Annotated in this window: 15 protein-coding genes; 6 read left to right on the top strand and 9 right to left on the bottom strand. The window is 46.8% G+C overall.

The features are described 5' to 3' along the window. The first annotated feature begins 52 nt into the window (after positions 1 to 52). Both QUB25_RS00140 and QUB25_RS00135 read left to right on the top strand, forming a co-directional pair. Positions 53 to 1,498, top strand: coding sequence for a serine/threonine-protein kinase (locus QUB25_RS00140; RefSeq protein ID WP_333181390.1), 1,446 nt, complete (start codon positions 53 to 55; stop codon positions 1,496 to 1,498). 88 nt (positions 1,499 to 1,586) lie between these two features. Further along, complete coding sequence (locus tag QUB25_RS00135) at positions 1,587 to 3,260, top strand: asparagine synthase-related protein (RefSeq protein ID WP_333181388.1); 1,674 nt, start codon at positions 1,587 to 1,589, stop codon at positions 3,258 to 3,260. 522 nt (positions 3,261 to 3,782) lie between these two features. Here the strand turns inward: QUB25_RS00135 and QUB25_RS00130 are convergent. Beyond that, complete coding sequence (locus tag QUB25_RS00130) at positions 3,783 to 4,787, bottom strand: zinc-dependent alcohol dehydrogenase family protein (RefSeq protein ID WP_333181801.1); 1,005 nt, start codon at positions 4,785 to 4,787, stop codon at positions 3,783 to 3,785. Positions 4,788 to 5,517: 730 nt separating this feature from the next. On the opposite strand from QUB25_RS00130, the gene QUB25_RS00125 reads away from it, so the two are divergent. After that, entirely contained in the window at positions 5,518 to 5,964 is a 447-nt protein-coding gene (locus QUB25_RS00125; protein WP_333181386.1) for a hypothetical protein, read from the top strand. Between the two features lie 320 nt (positions 5,965 to 6,284). Further along, positions 6,285 to 9,830, top strand: a complete 3,546-nt coding sequence (locus QUB25_RS00120; protein ID WP_333181384.1) for an EAL domain-containing protein — start codon at positions 6,285 to 6,287, stop codon at positions 9,828 to 9,830. 43 nt (positions 9,831 to 9,873) lie between these two features. Here QUB25_RS00120 and QUB25_RS00115 read toward each other — a convergent pair whose 3' ends face one another. The 6 genes from QUB25_RS00115 to QUB25_RS00090 form a co-directional block, all read right to left on the bottom strand. After that, the gene (locus QUB25_RS00115) at positions 9,874 to 10,032 is read right to left on the bottom strand and encodes a four helix bundle protein (protein WP_333181382.1); all 159 of its coding nucleotides are present in this window, start codon (positions 10,030 to 10,032) and stop codon (positions 9,874 to 9,876) included. Beyond that, a complete protein-coding gene (locus QUB25_RS00110; RefSeq protein WP_333181380.1) occupies positions 9,992 to 10,240 on the bottom strand; it encodes a four helix bundle protein in 249 nt (82 codons plus the stop codon). The genes QUB25_RS00115 and QUB25_RS00110 overlap by 41 nt, the downstream gene beginning before the upstream one ends. 111 nt (positions 10,241 to 10,351) lie before the next feature. After that, positions 10,352 to 10,870, bottom strand: a complete 519-nt coding sequence (ilvN, locus tag QUB25_RS00105; RefSeq protein ID WP_041622928.1) for an acetolactate synthase small subunit — start codon at positions 10,868 to 10,870, stop codon at positions 10,352 to 10,354. 438 nt (positions 10,871 to 11,308) lie between these two features. Further along, entirely contained in the window at positions 11,309 to 12,121 is an 813-nt protein-coding gene (locus QUB25_RS00100) for a carbon-nitrogen hydrolase family protein (protein WP_333063453.1), read from the bottom strand. A gap of 247 nt (positions 12,122 to 12,368) precedes the next feature. Then, positions 12,369 to 12,497 (bottom strand): photosystem I reaction center subunit IX, encoded by a 129-nt coding sequence (gene psaJ / locus QUB25_RS00095; protein WP_333037175.1) that lies wholly within the window; start codon positions 12,495 to 12,497, stop codon positions 12,369 to 12,371. Between the two features lie 117 nt (positions 12,498 to 12,614). Beyond that, entirely contained in the window at positions 12,615 to 13,103 is a 489-nt protein-coding gene (locus QUB25_RS00090) for a Photosystem I reaction center subunit III (RefSeq protein ID WP_333037176.1), read from the bottom strand. A gap of 330 nt (positions 13,104 to 13,433) precedes the next feature. On the opposite strand from QUB25_RS00090, the gene tsaD reads away from it, so the two are divergent. Both tsaD and QUB25_RS00080 read left to right on the top strand, forming a co-directional pair. Next, positions 13,434 to 14,507 (top strand): tRNA (adenosine(37)-N6)-threonylcarbamoyltransferase complex transferase subunit TsaD, encoded by a 1,074-nt coding sequence (gene tsaD, locus QUB25_RS00085; RefSeq protein ID WP_333063452.1) that lies wholly within the window; start codon positions 13,434 to 13,436, stop codon positions 14,505 to 14,507. 53 nt (positions 14,508 to 14,560) lie between these two features. Further along, positions 14,561 to 15,049: an N-acetyltransferase family protein gene (locus tag QUB25_RS00080; protein ID WP_333181376.1), complete on the top strand. Its 489-nt coding sequence runs from the start codon at positions 14,561 to 14,563 to the stop codon at positions 15,047 to 15,049. 348 nt (positions 15,050 to 15,397) lie between these two features. Here QUB25_RS00080 and QUB25_RS00075 read toward each other — a convergent pair whose 3' ends face one another. Beyond that, entirely contained in the window at positions 15,398 to 16,138 is a 741-nt protein-coding gene (locus tag QUB25_RS00075; RefSeq protein ID WP_333181374.1) for an HAD family hydrolase, read from the bottom strand. 241 nt (positions 16,139 to 16,379) lie between these two features. Continuing rightward, the gene (locus QUB25_RS00070; RefSeq protein ID WP_333181371.1) at positions 16,380 to 20,540 is read right to left on the bottom strand and encodes a chemotaxis protein CheB; all 4,161 of its coding nucleotides are present in this window, start codon (positions 20,538 to 20,540) and stop codon (positions 16,380 to 16,382) included. Positions 20,541 to 20,638: the final 98 nt, after the last annotated feature.

The raw sequence follows: 20,638 nt of genomic DNA, 5'->3' as shown, positions 1-20,638 counted from the left end.
TTTCCTTCTTCCCTTTTCCTTCTTCCCTCTTCCTTCTTCTTAGCAAACAAAAATGGAAGTTTACTGCACCCGCCCGGGCTGCCCGCGCCCTCAAAACTATTTTCCCGACCTCAATGACAGTTCGCTGCTGAAAACTGTGCAGCAAAAGTTTTGCACGGCTTGCGGGATGCCCCTGATTTTGAGCGGCCGCTATTTGCCCGTGAGGTTATTGGGCCAAGGCGGTTTTGGGGCGGCGTTTTTGGCCAGAGACCGCTATACTCCGGCGATGCGGCAGTGCGTTGCTAAACTTTTGCAGCCGTCGGTAAGTCTGACTCCGCCCCAGCTAAAAATCGCTCAAACTCTGTTTGAACGGGAAGCGGCAGTGCTGGAAGAACTGGGAAACGAACATTCCCAAATTCCGAGTTTGCTGGCTTTTTTTGAGCTGACTGTTACGAGTTTGCAGCCGGGAAAAAACGATCAGTTTTTCTATCTGGTTCAAGAATTTATTGACGGTAAAAACTTGGAGGATGAACTAGCTGTTAAAGGCAGGTTTTCGGAGGCGGAAACGGTGGAGGTGCTGCGGGAAATTTTGAAGGTTCTCGATTTTGTGCATTCTCGCGGTTCGATTCACCGGGATATTAAACCTGCTAATATTATGCGGGCTAAAAACGGTCGGCTTTATTTATTAGATTTTGGGGCTGTTAAACAAGTAACGCAAAGTGTTGGGGGTGCAAAAGCTTCGACTGGTATTTATTCTTTGGGTTACGCTCCGCCAGAACAGATGAGCGGGCAAGAAGTTTATCCGGCAACGGATTTGTATGCTTTGGCTGTGACTTGTATTACTTTGCTGAGTGGTTTGCAGCCGACGGAGTTGTTTGATAGTTACAGAAACGAGTGGAATTGGCAGTCACGGGTGCAGGTAAGTTCGCGTTTGGCTCACGTTCTCGATCAAATGTTATTATCAGCTCCCAGCCAGCGTTTTCAATCTGCGAGTGAGGTGGAAGCGGCTCTGATGTCTCGGCCTCAACAACATTCTCAACCACCTACAGTCGTGGTGGCGCCGCCTCCGATACCTCTTCAACCGACTCTGCCTCCTCCTGTACGGGTTCCTGCGACTCATCCAGGAGCGCTGCAATCTTCGCAGAGAGCGACTTTTTCGATTTGGGAGGTTTTGTCGGGGGCGGCGTTTACGGGTTTTGAGGCGGGGGTGCTGGCGATCGGCCTGACGAGTTTGCTGCCGTCTCCAGGCTTGAGTATCGGATTGTTGGGGATGATTGTGGCGGGTTTGATTTACGGCCAGTACCGCAGGGCGATCGAACAAACTGAGATGTTGATTATTGGCGCAGGCACTCTGGCTTTGCTGTGGTTTTTCCCAACTTTACAGACGGCGGCAGTTGCGATTTATCCGAATTCTCCGATCACTGGCGTTTTGTTTGTGGGATGGTTGGGTGCTTTGGGTGCGATCGCTGGAACAGCTATTTTTCGCTTGATTTATAAGTTACTTTCAAACGTTTTTTAATGTAATATTCATCGCAAGAATTGCCTGTTTTGAACAGGCTTTCCGGCCTGTTCCACAATAATTAATTATGGGAGATGTTTTATTTAAAATGCAGACTCAGAAGTCTATCTACCCTCATTGGGTGATTGCTTGGGGGCCAGAAGCCCGATCGCACCCTGCAACTTGGGAAACTTCCGGTTTTGCCATAATCGGAGCTGAACCCACCTTCAGCCCCAATCAGCGATTTGTGCTAGTAGGTGACTGCTGCTTCGATCGCACTCCAATGCTCAAACAACAGATTGACACAGATGGATTGACCGATTTGGCGATCGTCGGGCGGCTATGGGAACAGTCAGGCCCTCAAACTTTGAGCTTACTGGAAGGACAATTTGCCGTGGCTGTGTGGGATAGAGAGGAGCAAACCTTGTGTCTGGGGCGCGATCGCGTGGGAGCAAAAACCCTCTATTACACCCGTACAGGAACGACTCGCTGGATCGCGCCTCGACTGCGATCGCTCAATCCGTATCACGATCGAGAACTTGATTTAGTTGCTTTGCGCGACTACTTGTGCTGTGCGTTTGTACCTGGCGCACAAACGCTCTGGGAAGCCGTGCGAGAGTTGCGGCCCGGTAGCTACCTGTACTTACCGGATATTGAGGCGCAGAGATACTGGCAGCCACAGGAGCAAATTACTAACGCCGATCGCCCTTTGGAATGGCACAGTCAACAAGTGCGATCGCTTTTGGAACAACTGGTGCAGGAAGCGCTACCAGCGGGAGAACCAGTCGCAGCATATCTTTCGGGTGGTATTGATTCAAGTTGCGTCGCGGCGATCGCCACAAGGCTGCACGATCGTCCGGTGCACACTTTTTCGATGCACTTTGGCGCTCAATATCCTAGCGAGATTGAATTTGCCAACATCGTCGCAGCACATTGTGGCACTGAGCACCATATTTTAGAAGTTTCGCCAAAGCAAATTTGGGAGTTGCTACCGGAAACGCTGGCGGCGATGGATGATCCGGTGGGGGAAGGCTTGACGGTTCCCAATTTGCTGTTGGGGCGATCGGCAAAGCAATTCGCAGACGTGGTACTGAATGGCGAAGGTGGCGATCCGTGCTTTGGCGGGCCGAAAAATAAGCCGATGTTACTCAACAGTTTGTACGGTTCGATTCAGGGTAAACCAGATCCGATCGCAGCTTACTTGACTTCGTTTCAAAAATGCTATGTGGATTTGCCACGTTTGCTGAAGCCGGAGGTTTGGGAAAAGGTGCAGAATGCGCCTTCCGTCTTTGCTGAGGAATTGCAACAGACAGAAACGACGTTTTTGAATCGGCTGATGCGGCTCAACATTGAGTTTAAAGGAGCCGATTACATTTTGACTAAGGTGAATAATCTCACGGCTGCGGCGGGACTAAAAGCTCGATCGCCCCTATTCGATGCGCGGATGGTGGGGCTGAGTTTGCAAATTCCGCCAGAATATAAGCTTTCGGGCGCGCAGGAAAAAGCGGTTCTCAAGGCTGCTGTGGCGGATTTGCTGCCCGATGTCATTGTCAATCGTCCGAAAAGCGGGATGGTGATGTCGATGCAGCAGTGGTTTTTGAGGGATTGGCAGCGGCAAGCGCGATCGTTGCTACTGAATCGTCATTCGGCGATCGCGCCTTACCTGGATCGAACACTAATCCGCGAGTGGCTAAACTATCGTGGAGAAGTTTTTCCCCGCTATGGGCTGAAGCTGTGGCTGCTGGTGACGCTGGAAATTTGGTTACAAGTGAATCGCCGTTAGTTATCCAAAATTAGGACACGGCGCCGTGCCTTTCGTCGTGTCAACTTCAGCAGTTGACGCCCAAATTTCTCGATCGACAGCAGCATTTTTCCTATGCGGTTTTCGCTCTTGTTTATAGCACCCGGTTGACATCTTTTAGGCTGCCAGCCTTTTAATCATCAGCGTAATAATATGAATTCCGGTTGTATTGGAATGATGAAACCGCAGAGGGCGCAGAGGATACAGAGAAACGGAAGAGACAGATGGATCATTCCGATGCCAATGGATTTTATATAAAACAAAGATTTACCTTGGTCAAATTCGCCAGAACTCTCTCAAAATTATTAACGAGGATTTTGCACCTTTCTATCCAAGAATTTCATATCATGTCCGCTCAATTAACCATAATATCCCGGTCGGGGCGGGTTTTTGAGATTGTCAATTATTGGCAGGTATTCTTGGCTCACGGGCCCATACAAAAATCTCGGTCCCTCGACCGGACATGATATCAGTTGTGAATTTCTTATTTAACCAGGCGCATTTTTAGCCCCCAATTTCAAGCACTATTTTCCCAGTTACTGAGCCTGTTTCTAGCAGTTCGTGAGCGGCTTGCGCTTCTTCGAGAGGGAAAGTTTTGCTGACGTGAATTTTTAGCAAGTTGCGATCGCACAAACGAGCACACTTCTGCAAAATATGAGCCTGCTGTTCCTGTTCCTCCACCAAACCTTCCAGCATCGGTGTTAACATTAATTCCAGACTAATTCTCAGATTCCGCATTCTCGCTGTTTTCAAATTGCCCAAACCTGGATCGGGTTCCAAAATTGTTACCAAATCTCCATAAATCTTCACAGCCGGAATAGTTTGGTAAAAAGTTTCTCCCCCGACTGTATCGAAAGCCAAATCAACTCCTTGTCCTTGAGTCCAAGTCAAAACCTCATCGACAACATTGGTATTTTTGTATAAAATAACTGAATCTGCACCTAAGTTCTTGACAAAATTGGCTTTTTCCTCAGAACTAACAGTCGTGCAAACCTCTGCCCCCTGTAATTTCGCCAACTGTACCGCGACGTGGCCGACACCGCCGGCACCAGCTTGAATCAGCACTTTTTGGCCGGCTTGCAAGCGCCCTCGATCGTACAGCGATTCCCAAGCTGTAATTAAAACTAACGGTGCCGCCGCCGCCTCAGCAAAACTTAAAGCAGCAGGCTTGAGGGCGAGAAAGCGTTCGTCTACAACGGCAAACTCAGCATAAGTACCGATCGACCCGCCCAAACCGCCATTGCAGAAAAAAACCTCGTCTCCCACTTGGAAACTTTGCACACCAGCACCGACAGCCTCTACGACTCCAGCACCGTCGCACCCCAAAACGTGAGGAGCTTTATCGGGGTAAAACGTGCCGCGCGATCGCAACTTAGTATCTATCGGATTGATACCAGCCGCTCGCAACCGCACCAAAACTTCAGTTTCTGTTTGTATAGTAGGGGCGGGGATATCTTGCAGTTTCAATACGGACGGGCTTCCGGGGGTTTGAAAAACGATCGCTTTCATCATGGGTGTTACACTAGATCAGATAATCCCTAGACTTTATTGTATATTGCTTAGCAAAGCAACAAAAAAGTTTTCGTTTATCCCAAAATTTATGATTGTTGTTGAAAGGCCTTACATAGATCGTCAGCATCAGTTTTATAAACAGTTTGATGACTTATCATTTCTGTATAAAAATCTCAACGACCATGGTAAATATTTATGAGGAAACAGTTTTTCACTTCTGAACCTAAAGTTAGTGGCACTAAAATTATCAGACAGTTATTTGCCATCTTAAAACCTAGAGACGGCTCTCAATCATTCCCTGCTAAAATTAGCTATCAAGTTCTCAAACAAATTGTTCACGCTTGGGAGGATTGCCAAAAGTCAAGGATAGCTTATCACCGAGATATACCTACATTTTTATTCATCCCCAGCATCCCCCAATACCAACCTAAAATCTGTACAGGTAACTTGTTCAGTTCTGATAACCAATCCATAGAAAAAAGGGGGATAAACCCCAATAAGGGACTAATTTATTTATCTCAAAGTGACATAATAATTTCTACAAACTCCCAAAATGTCATAAAGGTAAGGGTAGTTCCTGCAAAAGCGCTATACTTTTTTGAGGTGGCTAATCTAAAGCCTGTAACGTTGGTGGATTTAAATTACCACCTCAGAGCAGGTATATGTTTAGGGATTGATAACCTCGTCGCTGTGACATCTAATAAGCCAACATTTACTCCAACTATTTATGATAAAAAACCTCTCAAATCAATTAATAAAGGTGTCAATCACCACCAAGCATTTTTACTCAAAATTTGGTCAGGGAAAATCTACCACGCGCCCAATCCAGCAAATCACCTTTAATCGAAACAAGCAATTAGAAAACTACCTTCATCAGATCAGCAGTTGGATTGTCAAGCGGTTGGGGGATGAGAAAATAATCCAGTTAATTATTGGCACAAATGTGAGGGGGAAACAAAATATAAAATTAGAAAAAAAACCTCACATTTTTGGAGTGATTTCTCATATCCCGCTCATAAGATTTATTACTTACAAAACTGAGTTAGTCGGTATCAAGGTAATAGTTACACAAGCATATTATACAAATAAGTGCAGATTTGGGGATTTAGAGCCTGTCGGTAAGCAAGAGTCTTGCCAGGATAAGAGCGGTAAACGCGGGTGGTTTCGGCCTTAAAATGAAAGTCGGATTAATGCTGATGTAAATGCAGCGTTAAATATGATTAGAGAAGTAAACGTAAACTTACCCCATTAGAGGAGTGCCACAACCGTATATATGTGTTTGCAATTTCACCTGCACGGGTTCAGCCTGTACGAAAAAAAACACAAAAAGTTCGGTAATGTCAAGTATTGCCAGGTTTTTTGTGAACTGTTAACTCTCTTGTCGCCTTCGCGGCGATCTGACCTTGTATTCGTTACCCATCCGTGACGATACTTAGTTATTTTTAAATAGATTGGCTTCAGATAACTACAACAATTGTCGAGCGGTGCTAATCGATGTTCGATCTAGATTTATTTTTTTACTTTGAGATTCTTGCATATCTTCTGGGATTATTGGCGACTTTAGCCGTGGTGTCCGCGATTTATATCAAGTGGCACCGAAGGCCTTCCAGTCTACCGCTAGCCCAAGAGCAACGGCAGTTGGTAGACTTAAAGCCCGACGATTTATCTGCAGGATTGAAAATGCGGAAAAACTTTTTGATTTTCCCCAACTCAAATCGGTGGCCGGCAACTGACAGCTTCTTGGGTAAAGTTTTAGGTATAAGCCGCGCTGTATTCTTTGCCAAGCAACAGCGCCTAACTGTGAATTCTTCGCCTATTGTGGGGCCTGGAACCAGCAAAACCCTAAGTCTGAGCATTTCGGGTTCGAGGGGGGAAAATCCCGATCGCCCGAATGCCGAGAATCCTCCCAAAGTTAATGCTTTCGCGCAATTAGAGGAAGATTTGCTGGGCGAAATCCTAGCAGGTACTGATTCGCCGGGGGGAGCAGAATTCTTTGATGCCTTAGTTTGCCACTTAGCCTCAGCACTCGGAGTTCGCACCGCCGTCGCTGCCAAATCGATTAAGTCGAAGGCACGCACCGATGCTGCTGCCGATAGATTGCAACTTATCAGTTTTTGGAGCGACGGACAGCAGCAGCCAAACTTTGAGTGCGACACGGCCAATACTCCCGAAGCGCTGGTGCTGGAGGCGGGAATGTATTCCTGTCCCGACAACCTCGGGGAAACCTTTCCAGAAGACCGCAGACCGGTAGTTACAGGTGCGCGCAGTTTCCTGGGAGTCTTGCTGAAAAACTCTTACGGCGAACCTTTAGGCATTATTTGTATTTTCCACGATCGACCCCTGGTGGAAGCACATCTTGCCAAATTCCGATTAATTCTCAGCATCTTTGCGGGACGGGCCGCCGCCGAATTAGAGCGGCAGCGCCTAGAAGCAGCACTGTCCACTGTAGAAGCGAAATACTGCGCCCTGGTAGAACAAATGCCCGCTGTCACCTACATTTCTCCCCTCAACCGCAAGGCTGCCAAACTTTACATCAGCCCGCAAATCGAGACTTTTCTCGGTTATTCTGTAGCTGAATGGAGAGCAGACCCTGACCTGTGGCTGAAACTCGTTCACCCAGAAGACCGTGATCGGGTGTTAGTTGAAAACGCCACACAGAAATTCAGCGATGGAGAAGATATTTTCTGCGAGGGGTCGCTGGTTTCAGAATACCGCGCGATCGCGCGCAACGGCCGAGTCGTCTGGTTCCGCGATCAAGCGACCGCAGTTCGCGATGAAGCAAGCAAGTCTGTCATCCTTCAAGGCGCAATGTTTGACATCACCGAGACGAAAGTAGCTGCCAGCGCGCTGCTAGAAAGCGAATACCGCTATTACACCTTGGCAAAAATACTACCTGTCGGGATTTTCCGCGCCGACGCTGCTGGAGATTGCTTGTACGTCAATGAGCGATTTTTGGAGATGGCGGGACTGACTGCGCCAAAGGCACTAGGCGAAGGTTGGGCGCAAAGTTTGCATCCCGAAGACCGCGACCGCGTTTTGAGCCAGTGGTATCGCGCTGTCACAGACAAGTTGCCCTGTAAGTTAGAGTACCGTTTTTGCAAGGGTGACTTCACAACCTGGGTCTTTTGGCAAGCAGTGCCAGAAATGACCAAAAGCGGTGAAGTTCTAGGCTATCTCGTCACGTTGACGGATATCACCGATCGCAAGCAGGCAGAATTCGCCCTGCAACAGGCGGAAGAGAAATACCGCAGTATCTTTGAAAATGCGATCGAAGGCATTTTCCAGACAACGACCGACGGACGCTACCTCAGCGCTAACCCTGCTTTGGCGAGAATTTACGGCTACGAGTCGGCCGCGGAATTGATCGCGAATATTCAAGACATAGACCGCCAACTTTACCTCGATCCCAACCGGCGCGTCGAGTTTTTGCGCGCGATCGAAAAACAAGGTTTTGTGTCTGAGTTCGAGTCCCAAGTTTATCGCGCTGATGGCACTACTATCTGGGTTTCCGAGAACGGCCGGGCAGTTCGCGATCCTGACGGAAATTTACTTTACTACGAAGGAACTGTCGAAGATATTACCCTCCGCAAAATAGCAGAAGATAAGTTAGTACACGATGCTTTGCACGATATGCTAACCGGTTTGCCCAACCGAGCTTTATTTATGGATCGCTTGGGGCACGCGATCAATCTTTCAAAACGCCGCCCCGAAATTTTGTTTGCGGTGCTGTTTATCGATCTCGATCGCTTTAAGGTTGTTAACGACAGTTTGGGGCATTTAGTGGGCGATCGATTGCTAATCGCGATCGCGCAGCGTCTGGGAATCTGTTTGCGCGGTGGAGATACCGTTGCCCGTCTCGGCGGCGACGAATTCGCTATTTTGCTGGAAAATATCAAAAGCACCGAGGATGCGATCCTGATTGCCGAACGAGTGCAAGCGGAACTGGCAGAGCCTTTTTACCTTAACGAATATCAAGTTTTTACCAGTGCTAGCATTGGGATTGTTTGTTCTGGTTTGCCTCCGTATCCAAGGGAAACCAGCACATTGTCGAGTCCCGAGAATCTGGGAAATATCGATCGGGAAACTTCTTTGTCTTGCTTATCTTCCGACTCTCCTGTTCCCAATGCCCCGTTCCCCATGTTGTACGATCGGCCTGAAGAACTGCTCCGAGATGCAGATGCTGCCATGTATCATGCTAAGGGATTGGGCAAAGCTCGCCACGAAGTTTTTGACTTAAGTATGCACACTCGCGCCGTCGCCCTTTTGCAACTGGAAAACGACCTGCGACGCGCTTTAGACTCTCAGGAATTTCAGCTTTACTATCAGCCTATCGTCTCTCTAGTTACTGGTAGAATCAGCGGTTTTGAAGCGCTGCTGCGGTGGTATCACCCGGAGCGCGGTGTCGTATCTCCTGGCGAGTTTATTTTAGTAGCGGAAGAAACTAGATTGATTATACCTATGGGCTGGTGGATGATGCGATCGGCTTGTCATCAGATCCACGAGTGGCACCAAAAATTCCCAGCAAATCCGCCGCTGACTGTCAGCGTCAACCTTTCTAACCAACAATTTAAACAACCGGATTTAATCGATCGCATTAGCGAAATTTTACAAGAAACTCAGCTTGACCCTCGCACTTTAAAGGTAGAAATTACTGAAGGCGTTATCATGGAGAATGCCGAATCTGCAGTCGCTATCCTCGCGGAATTGAAAAATTTAGAAATTCAATTATATATTGACGATTTCGGCACTGGCTATTCTTCTTTGAGCCGCCTGCACACTTTTCCAACTGATGCTTTAAAAATCGATCAAGCTTTTGTCAGCCGCATGACTGAAGATGAAGGCAACGAAGCGATTGTACAGACTATTTTAATTTTAGCCAGTCATTTAGGAATGGATGTAATTGCTGAAGGAATCGAAACCATCGAACAGCTTAATTTACTTAGAGCGCTGCAATGCGAATACGGACAAGGATACTTTTTCTCAAAGCCGATAGACAGCATCGCAGCCACACTTTTGATAGAAAGTGAACCTAAATGGTAATTTGACTGTTGACTGTTGACTGTTGACTGTTGACTGTTGACTGTTAACCTTTGGCTTTTTGTTTGAGTGAATTAAGATAGGCATTGAGTTTTGGTGAAAGTTCATTTAATAAGGGATGCAGGCGATCGATCTGTTCTTGAGTTAAAAGATTTCGAGCTCCGTCAAGTCTTAACCAGTGTCTTGTTTCGTTTAAGGAACCCAAGAGCAATTTTCACAAAACGCTGATTATCTTGGCAGCTATAGCGTCCATGTCCTTCTGCAAGATTAGCACCAACACTATCCGCCGATCGCACTATTTGTTTGCCCATCGTATCCTTCGTAAACTCGTCCCATTTTTTAACAATAAACCATATTTCGTTTGATATTTTTTCAGCTAATTGATAAACTTGTAGCTGTTGAAAGCTTTCCATATTAGCTTGTTTAAATAATTAATAGCAAACAATTAATTAATGACCAATACAAGTTAACCGTCAACCGTCAACCCTCAACAGTCAACAGTCAACAGTCAACAGTCAACTAACTTAAACTTTCGCTTCCAAAGATTTGAGAAACTCAGTATTTACCCCCGACTCCCGCGTCAGGGCAATTTTCCCAGTACGAGCAATTTCCTTAATCCCAAATCTATTCAGAACTTGGACGATCGCCACCATTTTACCGGGATCTCCGACAACTTCCAATGTCAGCGTATCATCACCAATATCCACCACTCGCGCTCTAAAAATTTGAGCTAACTCAATGATCTCCGATCGCGTCCCGCTAGCAGCATTAACTTTCAGCAACATCAACTCCCGTTCCACACAGGGAATTTCCGTTATATCCTGAACTTTAAGCACGTTAATCAACTTGTACAGTTGCTTTGTCAACTGTTCGATAATTTGGTCATCTCCGGGTACAACCATCGTAATCCGAGAAACTCCCCCTTGTTCCGCCGGGCCAACGGCCAGACTTTCAATATTAAAACCTCGACGGGCAAACAAACCAGCAATTCGAGTGAGGACACCCGCTTCATCTTCAACTAAAACCGAAAGAGTGTGTTTCATTTCTCCAAAAAGACGCATTTCGTGCAATTCTACTTTCGCCAATTCGCCTTTTAGCAGAATTGCACGGTCATTGAACCTGTATTAAACAATATATAGCAGTTGACAGTTGACAGTTACATATAGCAGTTCGATCGCTTTGTGAGGTACGCCCGCTGTGCCCTATATCCCAGAACACCTGATGTTACTGAGAAAGACTCTAGTATCCGACTCAAACCGTTGACGAAGCAAGGGTTCGCGGGATCTATTCATGACGTTATTTATGTCAAGACCGATGTAGCGGTTACTATATTATCTTGTACCAGCAGGTATGGGGTCGATTCTTCAATTCTAAAATTGCTTTCGCATTGTTCCCGATCGCCCTGCAACCTCTAAAATCTAAAATCTAAAATCGATTGACGGGAACTGAAATTTTGAGACCCATTGGGTCTCAAAATTCCTTCAAAGAAAAACCCGGTGTTGCAGAGATGGCATCTGGCGGCGGACTTGTTCTAGTCTATCGGGATTAATTTCTGCAATCGCCACACCCGGTTCCTCTCCAGCATCCGCCAACACAACACCCCAAGGGTCTATAATCATCGCGTGACCGTGAGTTTGACGGCGACCGTAGTGGCGGCCAGTTTGTGCTGGGGCAATCATATAACAAGTATTCTCGATCGCCCTAGCTTGCAACAAAACCTTCCAGTGATCCTTGCCAGTGTAAGCGGTAAACGCCGCCGGCACGAACAAAATATCAGCCCCCTTGTACGACAAATGCCTGTACACTTCCGGGAACCGCACGTCATAGCACACGGAAAGTCCCAGCGTCCCCAACTCCGGCGACACATAAAGCGATGGCAAATCTTCACCAGCTTTCACAGTGTTCGATTCCCTGTAAGTAATGCCGTCGGGAACATCCACATCGAACAAATGTACTTTTCTGTACCTTGCCACTTCAGTGCCGTTTGGGTCTACCAGCAAACAAGTATTGTATACCTTGCCCCCTGGAGTCGGCACGGGAAATCCGCCGCCCAGAATCGTTACCTGGAACCGTTGTGCCATCGTTTTGAGGAATTTTTCGCTTTGGAGTCCGATCGCCTCTGCTAAAGCAATCTTTTCCTCCTCTTCGCCCATAAACGAGAAATTTTCTGGTAAGGAAACTAACTCCGCACCCCGACGCACTGCCAGGTCGATTAATTCCTCTGCCTGAACCAAATTTTTTTGCAGGTCAGGCAAGCTAGTCATTTGAATTGCTGCGGCGAGATAAGACTTCATCGATTCACAATATTAGTCAATAGTCATTAGTCAATAGTCATTAGTCATTAGTCATTAGTCATTTGTAACTAATTTGATAACTAAATAGTTGATAGCCTTGAATTTTACCCATTTATGCGCTGTATAGCACGAACTGGTAGGTTTGAGAGTTTTGATATTTGAGTTTTAAATTAACCTGTAACTCATAATTCAAAAATCAAAACTCTCAACTTTTACCTAGGTTTTGCAACCTAATTTCCCTCAAATCTTAAGGCATTGGATGGAAAAGCAGGTCGGGGAAAAAGCGGTTAAATTCAATTAAAGCCGCAGCTTGAATAGATATCCAAAGGATAGCCAATACTGGTGCTGTCGAAAGAAACTTGACAAAGTATTGCATGAATTCTGCTCCTGAAAATTCGAGACAGTTGGTAATTGCCGATCAGTCTAGCGCTAATTGCTAATTTCTAGTTAATGAATTAACTGTTAGCTATTAGCTCTTCTCCATTTCCCAATTTTAGCGGGGGGAAACAGTAATTTCGTCGTCCTTCGCAAACATTTCACCGCTGGTGATTGATGTGAGAGCTGCCAGAGGCCATAAAACGCCGCTCAGCATACATTTGATTGCCAAAGGAACGTCGATAATAATCTCTTTTTCCTCTGGGGTTGCTGATTTTTTGGTAACTTGCAGATAAGAACGGCCGACCCAACCAATCCAACCTGCGATATACAAGAACAGTATGCTAGGAATCAAAAAGTCCCCTGCTTTGCTCAAGTTGCCGTCTACGATTAAGTGGGGGTATCCTTCCGGGCCGCACATAGCTTGAGAATAGCGATCGAATCTTGCTTTCGCAGATGCCGGGTCGCCATTGGTAGAACGTGCATTTTTAGCCAGTTCCTTGAATTCGGGAGAGTCTTTGCACGGCACTAAATTGTAAGCCGAAGCAACTGGAGCAAAACTGATCCAGACACTCAACACTAAAATTGCAGCAAACAATCGTCGCATGGAATTGTTTCCTTTTGTTACAAAACAATAAGTTTTTGTACAAGCATTTCAACTTGCCGATCTCGAATCCAGATGATCGTGTTTGTTGACAGTGTAAAGTATCCATCATTGATGCGGCAAAGCCCAATAGAATGAGGGATTGCCGTTTTCATAGGTCAATGCTGAGCTAGCAATACCGCGAGGATATTCCTTCATTGCATCAGATGATGACCTTACCTGTCGATCGGGCAAAAATCCCTTAACAATAACCTGAGTACAGGTAGAGCGGGGGACTTGCGCCGAATTAGTTAAGCTAGCAATAACTAACCTATCAAATAAAATTACCAGTTAATGGCAACCATTTTCGCAATCGAAACAAGTTGTGACGAAACAGCAGCAGCAATTGTTAAGAATCGTCAAGTTTGCAGCAATGTTGTAGCATCGCAAATTAAAATCCACGAGCAGTTTGGTGGGGTTGTGCCGGAAGTGGCTTCGCGGAGTCACCTAGAAATGCTCAATCAGGTAATTGCCCAGTGTCTCGGTGAAGCAAACCTCAGTTGGTCAGAAATTGACGGCATTGCGGCAACTTGTGCCCCCGGTTTAGTAGGTGCATTGTTAGTCGGGCTGACAGCGGCGAAAAGCTTGGCAATAGTCCATCAAAAACCTTTTTTAGGAGTCCACCACCTCGAAGGGCACATCTACGCTTCTTACCTTACCGAACCCGACTTGCAGCCACCGTTTTTGTGTTTGTTAGTTTCCGGGGGACACACTAGCTTTATTTACGTCAAAGATTGCGGCGTTTATGAAACTGTAGGACACACGCGCGACGACGCTGCCGGCGAAGCTTTTGATAAAGTCGCAAGACTCTTGCAGCTAGGATATCCCGGCGGGCCGCTGATTGACAAATTGGCCGCCCTTGGCAATCCCCAAGCATACCCTCTACCAGAAGGCAGAATTTCTTTGCCTGGTGGCGGCTACCATCCTTACGACAGCAGTTTTAGCGGCTTGAAAACCGCAGTTTTGCAATTAGTACAGAAACTCAAGAAACAAAATAACAATGTGGGTGCGGAAGGCATCTTGCCTGCCTCTACAATTAATGATATTGCGGCCAGCTTTCAGGAAACTGTAGCTAAGGGTTTAACAAAAAGAGCGATCGACTGCGCCGTAAATTTCGGGCTTACCACTATTGTAGTCGGCGGGGGAGTTGCAGCAAACAGCGGACTGCGAAAAAATTTACAAGCAGCAGCAGCAAAACACAACTTGCGAGTATTGTTTCCGCCATTAAAATATTGTACAGACAACGCAGCAATGATCGGCTGTGCGGCTGCAGAACACTTGCAGCGAGGACACACATCGCCGCTGACTTTGGGACCAAATTCGCGGATGGCTGTCAGCGATATTATGGAACTGTACAAGAGTCATTAGTTAACAGTCAACAGTCAACATTCAACAGTTAACCGTCAACCGTCAACCAAACGATGAAAATTCGCGACGCAGAAGAAAGCGATTTGCCAGCAATTGTCCAAATATATAATGCAGCAATACCGGGCAGAATGGCCACAGCAGATTTAAAACCAGTCTCAGTCGAAAGCCGCCTCCCCTGGTACAGAGAACACTCCCCCAATTCCTGGCCGATTTTGGTAATGGAATCAGAACAAAATATTGTTGGCTGGCTGAGTTTTCAGCTTTTCTACGGACGCGCCGCCTATCAGCATACAGCAGAAGTTAGCATCTACGTCGCACCCGATCGCCAACGCTGCGGAATCGGACAAAATTTATTGCAATCGGCAATTGTGCGGAGTCCAGAATTGAAGCTTAAAACTCTCATAGGAATAATTTTTGCTCACAATCAGCCGAGTGTAAAATTGTTTGAGAAATTTGGCTTTCAGCGGTGGGCATATCTGCCACAAGTTGCCGAACTTGACGGCGTTGAAAGAGATGTCGTAATTCTGGGTTTGCGTTGTTAGCTGTAGGGAAACGGCAATGCCAATTGGTGTCAACTTAAAGTGTCAGTCCGCCCAATCCTTCCGTCCGCCCGTCAGTCCGCCAGGGAATGAATTCCCTGTCTAATAGCGAAAGTCCTCTTAAGAGGACTAATGAATCTTAAATTTTTCTTCTCAGTCCTCTTAAGAGGACTTTAGCTTTGAGGCAGGGGTTTCAACCCCTGCCGGACTATCGGTTGTACGTTAAGTTGTCACCAATGAGCTCTTGGAGTGTCCTAATTTGAAGGAAACGACAACACCGTGTCTTGATTTGTAGGGAAACGGCAATGCCGTGTCCTAATTTGGAGGAAACGGCATTGCCGTTCGTCTACCTCAATCTGCTAAAATTGTAATTTCATCCAAAGATGCGATCGCCACATCAGCATTTTCCAAATGGCGAACCTCCGCCTTCCCCCAACAAATCCCGATACACCCGGCCGCGCCCGCATTTTTACCCATCTGAATATCGCCCGCTGAATCTCCCACCATCAAAGTTGCTGCAGGATTTACTCCGAGTTTCTCACAAGCTTCCAAAAACAATTTCGGATCGGGTTTGTGAACCGTTGAATCCACTCCCATTTCTAACTGAATGTAGTCACCTAATGCGTGGTGTTTCACAAATTTCTGCACAACCTCCGTCGTAGCCGCCGAAAGAATTCCCAGTTTTAAACCCGCTTCCGAAAGATATTTCAGTACCTCCAAACTGCCGACAAATAAAGGAGAAACAGCACTATTTTTAAACATTTCGTCAGCTTCGTCAAAAGCGCGGCGCGCAATAGTTAAAGATTCCAGCCATCCCCTGCCGGTTTCCGCGATGTATCCCGCTGCAACAATCTCATTTTCCCTGCGACTACCGACTGCTAGCAAGCCCGTGGGGTCGATGCTGCCGCTTTCGATGCCGAAAGCCATTTGTAAAGGCTCTCCAACCCCCGGAATTTGAGCGTCTGCGAGGCGCGATCGCTTCATCCCCAACAGTCTCAAAAATTCTTGAGAATCCTCTAGAGTGCCGTCTTTGTCAAAGATTACGGCTTCGATATTTGAGAAGGTAATGCCCCGACATTTAATATTTACCAAGAATCTGAACTCCGTAATTTTTATATTTTTTTATATTTTCCCATATTGCGCTATTTTTGGCAATTATTAATTGCCCGCGATCCTTGTGTTCCTACAAAATCATGAGACAACATTAGACATCTCCAATAATTATTGTGGAACAGGCATCTTGCCTGTTCAAAACAGGCTTTGCTGGAGATGACTCTTGTTGTGTCCCTACAAAATTAGGACACAACATTGTTGTGTCTCTACAATCAAGAAATTAATATCTTCCCGCTAAATTGGCAACTATTAATGCTATTTGATCGGGCTCGACAGGTTTGGCAATATGTATTTGAAATCCAGCTTCGATCGCCCTTTCGCGTTCTTTATCGCTCGCATAAGCAGTCAGCGCAACGGCTGGGATTTCTCCTCCGACTTCAGCAGCAAGAGCTCGCACTTCTCGAATTAAGAAATACCCATCATCCTCTGGCATTCCGATATCCGAGATTAGCAAGTCATATCTGCCGGGGTTTTCCTTCATAGCAACGATCGCACTTCGGGCAGATTCCACCGTCGAAACCTCCGCCCCGTAGCTTTTGAGCACAAATTCTAAGAGTTCCCTGGTATCGATCCGATCGTCTACAGCTAAAACGTGCAAGCCTTCCAGAGAGGGGACGACATGATTTGAGGGGTTTAAAGGCCCTACCAAAACAGTTGACTTCAAATTGATTGCCGAAGTCAACTCTTGAGGCAACAATCGCAACGGCAATCTCACAGTCAGTGTAGTTCCTTGTCCCTCACCCGGACTTTCGGCTTGCACCGTTCCTCCGTGCAATTCTACCAGATGGCGCACGATCGCCAAACCCAATCCTAGCCCTTGATTCCGCTTAGTGCTGCTGGAATCGACTTGATGGAAACGATCGAAAATATACGGCAAAAAGTCTGCCCGAATGCCTTTTCCCGTGTCGCTGATTTGAAGTTGAGCCTGATTCTCGATCGCCGACAGCGTGACTTCTACTCGCCCCCCCGCAGGAGTAAACTTAATGGCATTAGACAGAAGATTCCACACAACTTGCTGCAAGCGAGCAGCATCACCTAAAACAGTCGCATCACTCAACTGCGAAACAATTTCAATGTTTTTTGCTGCGGCTGATAATTGAACCACATCGAGCGCAGCTTGCACCACCACCACCAGATCGATCCAATTGATATTAAGAGCCAGCTTCCCATTGGTAATCCTGGCAAAATCCAGGATATCTTCGATTAACTGAGATTGCGTCTGCGCGCTGCGCTCGATCACCTCTAGAGCGCGATCCGCAGCAGCTTCCTTAAGCTGGCCGGTACGCAGGATGTTTGCCCACCCCAGGATCGGAGTCAGGGGATTGCGGAGTTCGTGGGAGAGATTCGCGAGAAATTCATCTTTAGCACGGTTAGCACTTTCTGCTTGTTGGCGGGCCAACTGTTCCTGCTCCAATAACTGCGATCTTAGTATCTCCAACTGCTTGCGCTCGGTGATATCCTCGATCGACAACAGAATCATTAAAGCTTGGTCTTCTTGTTGAAGTTTATAAGCATTAAGCAGCATAGTTTTCTGCCCTATCTGCTCAAAAACGTGATCCAACTCAAAGTTTTTAAGCTGAACATCGCTAACGAGAATATCTTCCAATATCCATCGTAATTGGGGGATATTCCACTGCCCGTTTCCTAGCTCAAACAGCGAATATTGCGCTATTTCTGAGGATGAAACCTGAAACGTTTTATAGAAGGCTCGATTTGCTTTATTCACTAGCAAATCAGCATCAAGCGCGACTAAAGGCGTTTGCACAGTTTCCACGATCGTTTCAGCGTAGTTTCGGGCCTCCTCCAAGGTTGTGGCACTGCGTTTAAGAGCATCAATATCGAGCAAAACTATTACCACACCGTCAATCCTGTTTTCCGCTGTGCGGTAAGGACGAATGCGGAGGTTGTACCAATACCCCGATAAAGTTTTAACTTCTTGTTCTTTCGTCTGGAGAGTACGAATCACCTCCAAAATCATCCCTGACAAATCAGGAACATCAAGAGCCGAACGAATATCGTTAAAAGGCCGTCCAATATCTGTCGGAATCAGATTAAAAACTTCCTGAGCCGTTGGCGTAAATCGTCGAATCTGTAAATCGTTTGCCAGCATTAAGACAGGGATATTGATACTGGAAAGCAAATTTTTCAGATCGTTATTGAGCTGCTGCTGTTCAAAATTTCGATTGCGAAGTTCATCGTTAATAGTGGTGAGTTCCTCGTTAGTGGCTTGAATCTCTTCTTGGGCAGTTTCTAGCTCCTCGTTGGTGCTTTGCAACTCCTCGTTGCTCGATAGGATTTCTTCGTTCGCAATTGTGAGGTCTTGGTTGAGAATTTCCTGCTCCAGGAGCAGCGCTTGCAGATGCGCTTGAGCCGCCATTTTTTCTTCGTTAGCGCTGGCAAGTGCCTGCCTCAGCAGTTTAATTTCAGGATCTAAATCACCTCGATCGGAGCTTTCAGAAGAGAGCGTGCCGAAGTTGAGTGCTCCGGGTAAAGCGTCTTCAAATAGCACCAAAAAATAGCGTGCTGCGGCGGGGTGTGACGGGAACGGTATCACCTCAATATTGACGATATTATATCGTCCCCCCGCTGCCACCGATACCCTTTCTTTCCTAACAGTAACGTTTTGCATTTGTGCCTGAGAAATCGCAGTCCGCAGCTCAACAATCAAGCCTTCTCTTGCCATAGTCAGCAAGTTTAAGTCCGGCGTTCCGGCTGCCACTCTCAAGTAAGGATCGATGTCTCCCCGCACTTGCATGATTTTCATCTGCTCGTTGACAACCACACTTGGTGGGGAATAGCGATTCACAATCAGTTGGTCAGTTGCTCGCTGCAAGTCAAAGCTATTTATCAACTTTTCTTCATTCGCTCCCTGCTGTTGAGCAGCTTTAGCCACGGGATAGGAATTCCGCGTAAACGCAAAAGAGGGGCGACTCGCAGTCAACTTTTTCGCATAAACTTTACACTTTTTATCCACTGAAGTAAACAAGTCTGAAAATTTTCCGGTGCTCTCAGAAGTGCCTAACAGGAGAAAGCCCGTTGGGTTAAGACTGTAATGAAAAGTCGGCATCACTCTTTTTTGCAATGGCTCTGCCAAGTAGATCATTACATTGCGACAGCTAACTAAATCGACATTGGAAAAAGGCGGGTCGCTGCCTAAGTCTTGTCGGGCAAATACACACCGTTCGCGGACTGCCTTGCAGATTCTATAACCGTCTGCTTGTTCGGCGCGAACAAAGAAGCGAGTACGCCGTTCTGGTGAAACGTCTACCATCTGGTTTTCTAAGTAGAAACCAGACCTCGCTTTGGCGATCGCGTTTTCGCTAATGTCCGTGGCAAAAATCTGGATCGGCGGCTGGGTGATTCGATCGCTCAAAAACTCTAACAAGCACATGGCGATCGAATAAACTTCTTCACCTGTGGAACATCCCGCCACCCAGATCCGAATCGGATCGTTTGCCGATTTATTTTGGGTAATTGTGGGAAAAACCAGCTCTTTTAACTTTTCAAATACTTCGGGATCGCGGAAGAAACTGGTAACGTGGATCAGGATTTCTTCATATAAAGCTTTGACTTCAGCCGAATTTTGTCGGAGGTGTTGGGCGTAATCTTCCAAGCTTTCCAGCTTGTACAACACCATCCGCCGCTGGATGCGCCGAGCGATCGTCGTGGGTTTATAGTGTCTAAAATCAACGCCTGCGGTCGATTTGATCAGCGCAAAAATAGTTGCCAGGGCATCTGCGTATTGGGGCGATTTCTCAAGTTTTTTCAGGAAAATCGTGGAAGAGAGAAGGCGACTGCGACGACTGTAGTTTGCCAGTTCCTCGGCAATTTTTTCCGGTGGCAGAATGAAATCGACATTGCCTGTGGCCACAGCGGTATTCGGCATACTATCGAATTTTGCCGTGTCTTCACATTGAGCAAAAGTAATGCCTCCGGCTGCTTTGATTGCCCTCAGCCCCTGTGAACCGTCTCCGTCTCCCCCGGATAATACTACGCCGATCGCTTTGTGTCCGCGATCGGCTGCCAATGACGTAAAAAACGCATCTCCCGGCATAAATCTGCCATAAACCTTCTCGCGGGGTGATAGTTGCAGCAGGCCTTTAGATAGCACCATCTTGGTGTTGGGCGTAATGACGTAGACTTGATTCGGCTCTACAGCCATGCCGTCTTCTGCCTCATTAACAGGCATTTCCGTGACTCTCCCGAGAATCTCGGCGAGCAGGCTCTTGTGATCGGGCGCTAAATGCTGAATCAGCACAAACGCCATACCCGTATCTGCAGGTAAATTGCTCAGTAACCCCCTGAATGCTTCCAACCCTCCTGCTGAGGCGGCAATCCCAACTATGGGAAAGGGGGCATCGGTTTTTGCTGATGGTTCCATGTCGATGGTAGCTGGCGCGATCGATTATCGTGTATTTTGTGGAGATAAGTTCATAAGATCCACTTAAACCGCAGTTATTCGCAGCCAACAAATCTCGT

The organism is Microcoleus sp. B3-D7, from assembly GCF_036705305.1.
Taxonomy (GTDB): domain Bacteria; phylum Cyanobacteriota; class Cyanobacteriia; order Cyanobacteriales; family Microcoleaceae; genus Microcoleus.
Note: the sequence above shows the minus strand (reverse complement) of the source record. Positions and strands in the feature narration are given on the sequence as shown.

Bases quoted from the DNA above. Each gene is read 5' to 3' on its own strand.
- QUB25_RS00130 (WP_333181801.1), bottom strand. From the start codon at position 4,787: ATGAAAGCGATCGTTTTTCAAACCCCCGGAAGCCCGTCCGTATTGAAA.
- QUB25_RS00110 (WP_333181380.1), bottom strand. From the start codon at position 10,240: ATGGAAAGCTTTCAACAGCTACAAGTTTATCAATTAGCTGAAAAAATA.
- psaJ (WP_333037175.1), bottom strand. From the start codon at position 12,497: ATGCAATACTTTGTCAAGTTTCTTTCGACAGCACCAGTATTGGCTATC.
- QUB25_RS00120 (WP_333181384.1), top strand. From the start codon at position 6,285: ATGTTCGATCTAGATTTATTTTTTTACTTTGAGATTCTTGCATATCTT.
- QUB25_RS00125 (WP_333181386.1), top strand. From the start codon at position 5,518: ATGATAAAAAACCTCTCAAATCAATTAATAAAGGTGTCAATCACCACC.
- ilvN (WP_041622928.1), bottom strand. From the start codon at position 10,870: ATGAAACACACTCTTTCGGTTTTAGTTGAAGATGAAGCGGGTGTCCTC.
- QUB25_RS00090 (WP_333037176.1), bottom strand. From the start codon at position 13,103: ATGCGACGATTGTTTGCTGCAATTTTAGTGTTGAGTGTCTGGATCAGT.
- QUB25_RS00100 (WP_333063453.1), bottom strand. From the start codon at position 12,121: ATGAAGTCTTATCTCGCCGCAGCAATTCAAATGACTAGCTTGCCTGAC.
- QUB25_RS00135 (WP_333181388.1), top strand. From the start codon at position 1,587: ATGCAGACTCAGAAGTCTATCTACCCTCATTGGGTGATTGCTTGGGGG.
- QUB25_RS00080 (WP_333181376.1), top strand. From the start codon at position 14,561: ATGAAAATTCGCGACGCAGAAGAAAGCGATTTGCCAGCAATTGTCCAA.
- QUB25_RS00140 (WP_333181390.1), top strand. From the start codon at position 53: ATGGAAGTTTACTGCACCCGCCCGGGCTGCCCGCGCCCTCAAAACTAT.
- tsaD (WP_333063452.1), top strand. From the start codon at position 13,434: ATGGCAACCATTTTCGCAATCGAAACAAGTTGTGACGAAACAGCAGCA.
- QUB25_RS00070 (WP_333181371.1), bottom strand. From the start codon at position 20,540: ATGGAACCATCAGCAAAAACCGATGCCCCCTTTCCCATAGTTGGGATT.